Raw genomic sequence first — 2,572 nt, 5'->3', positions numbered from 1 at the left:
CTAAGTCAAAAAAACCCTGATAATCGTCGTCAAATTCTCTTCTAGGAGTGACCCCAGCCACCAAAAATCCGCTCTCACTATCTTGTCCACAAGCTGAGAGAGGAAGCACCACAGCACGAGTTGGAGATTCAGGCCAAGGACCACCCGGAAGTGACCCCAATTTCTTTGGTATTGGATTTATTAAGAGACTTTTACCGCTCGTCACTGAGCTAAACTTCCACACATCACTGCTGGGATTGCCAATTTCTACAATTTCTGGACTGGCGAATGTTCCTGGAGCTAAGCCAGTTGTCCCCACCAATCGCGCCTGATTTCGAGTCTCATCAAGTAAATAAATCAAGGCAAATGGTAAATCATGGGAGTTTTGCGATAGCGATCGCGCAGAAAGCTCGCAAGCTGTTTCTGCTGTTTTGGCTTCTGTTGTCGCAGCAGCGAGTTCTCTTAACGTTCGTATGCGGCGATCGCTCAACACCCGTCGCGTATCTTCTGTACAAGCACAAAACACCCCTTTAATTTCGCCAGAGTCCTCCATAACAGGACTATAGGAAAAGGTGAAATAGGTTTCTTCCGTGTAACCATTGCGCTCCATGACGAGTAAAAGTTCCTCATTCCAGGAAGCTTGTCCTTTAGTCAAAACAGCTTCTGCCTGCGCTCCAAGAATATCCCAAATTTCCGCCCAAACTACACAAGCTGGTTGTCCCAAAGCTTGAGGATGGCGCTTACCAAGAACAGGAATATAAGCATCGTTATAGAAATTGGTTAAACCGTTTCCCCACCAAACAAACATTGGGTAGCGCGATCCTAGAATAATGCGAATAGCAGTTTTTAAGCTTTGCGACCAAGTTTCAACAGGTCCAACTGATGTGGCTCCCCAGTCATGGGATCTCATCAGCCTACACATTTCTCCGTCACCCGTAAACAAGTTTTGAAGCACGTTTGGACTTGCTGAATCCTTCACAACTATGAGACCTCCTTTCAGGGGAAAGCTACATTTAATAACATGTCATCCCAATACTGCTCGGTTAAGGCAAAAAGTTAAGTTTAATGTAGGTTGGGTTGAGGAACGAAACCCAACATTTTTAGGATTTTGTTGGGTAACACGAGCGTTTAACCCAACCTACAAAAATTCTTATCCGAGCAGTATTGCATGTCATCCCAACGATTGGTGCTTCTTTATTTTGAACTGTTTTATGTGGTTCTGTTGCAAATTTTTTATGTTCTTAGATGTAACAAGTTGACTTTTAATATAATGGAAAAGACTATTTTTAACTGTCTTCCAAAAGTTGTATTATTAATAAACTTAGATTATCCCAACAGAATCAAAAATCTTGGTGCTGTTGCTTAATTGATTTCTTAGAGGCTATTTATAAAGTAAATCTTACGCCTCGTTAGCACCAAAAACCTTTAATTTGCGTAGGTTGGGTTGAGGAACGAAACCCAACATTTTTAGGATTTTGTTGGGTAACACGAGCGTTCAACCCAACCTACAGAGTCTTAATGTTTACTTTATCAATCATATCTTAACCTCCAGAATTCAAAATATCTAGGTTGATAGATTGACCTATTATGGGATTTTGTGTTATTGAAACACAACCAAAATGTACAATTTCTATACATAATGTATGCTCTCAATTTGTTTTATCTTAATTTTACCAAGGCAATCGACTACCATCCCATGAAAAAAACTGTCCGCTATCACCTTCCTCAAGCTGTTCGATCACAGCCAACAGTTGGGTAACAGTACGTTCCACAGAAAATAATTTATCAGCAGGAACACTTCTCTGAAAAGGACGGGAAAGATCTGTGTCAGTCGTACCAGGGTGTAGCATGACCACCAAGGTTTTGGGGCTACTTCTACCATACTCAATCGCTATCGTTTTCATAAACATGTTTAATGCAGCCTTAGAAGCACGATAGCCATACCATCCGCCGAGCTTATTATCTCCAATACTACCAACCTTAGCGGAAATACTAGCAAAAACACTGCGCTCCTTATGACGCAATAGCGGTAATAAGTGCTTAGCTAGTAGCACAGACCCAATACTGTTAACCTGAAAATAGCGCAGTAAATAATCTGGATTGATCTGTCTTAAGCTTTTTTCTGGTTGTATATCACCTTCATGCAAAATTCCTACGCAGTTAATAACCAAATGAAGCTTATCAACCTCAGCACGTATCTGCTCAACACATTGAGCAATTTGTGATTCGTTGGTAATATCAACCGAAAGACAAACCAATCGATCAGAATATTCGTCTTTGAGATCCAGCAACTCAGACGCAGACTCTGGCTGACGATAGGTTGCATAAACCTTAGCAACTCTACTATCTTGCAATATCTTTCGCACAAAACCCAAACCAATCCCTTGGCTTGCTCCCACAATCAATAAATTGGTATGATTCATTTCATCAATAAAAGACATCACCTTTTAACCTTTAAGAGATTTTAGGTGATTTACAGGAATAAATATACCACCCTAGTTGGTTTCGGCTTCGCTCAACCAACTGAGAGATCGCGAGTTGAGCGAAGTCGAAACTCGCATTCCCCAGGTATTTTCTTTCTTGGAAATCACCT

General features: G+C 41.1%; 1 protein-coding gene and 1 pseudogene. Both read right to left on the bottom strand.

Annotation, left to right across the window (positions count from 1 at the left end; translation table 11 throughout):
- Nucleotides 1–958: pseudogene (locus G4P69_RS35715) on the bottom strand (ATP-binding protein); the annotation flags it as partial.
- Between the two features lie 691 nt (nucleotides 959–1,649).
- Nucleotides 1,650–2,420, bottom strand: a complete 771-nt coding sequence (locus G4P69_RS35710) for an SDR family NAD(P)-dependent oxidoreductase (RefSeq protein ID WP_208345046.1) — start codon at nucleotides 2,418–2,420, stop codon at nucleotides 1,650–1,652.
- Between the last annotated feature and the right edge of the window lie 152 nt (nucleotides 2,421–2,572).

The organism is Aetokthonos hydrillicola CCALA 1050 (assembly GCF_017591665.1).
GTDB lineage: Bacteria > Cyanobacteriota > Cyanobacteriia > Cyanobacteriales > Nostocaceae > Aetokthonos > Aetokthonos hydrillicola.
The sequence above is the reverse complement of the archived record's forward strand: the minus strand, read 5'-3'. Positions and strand labels throughout refer to the sequence as shown.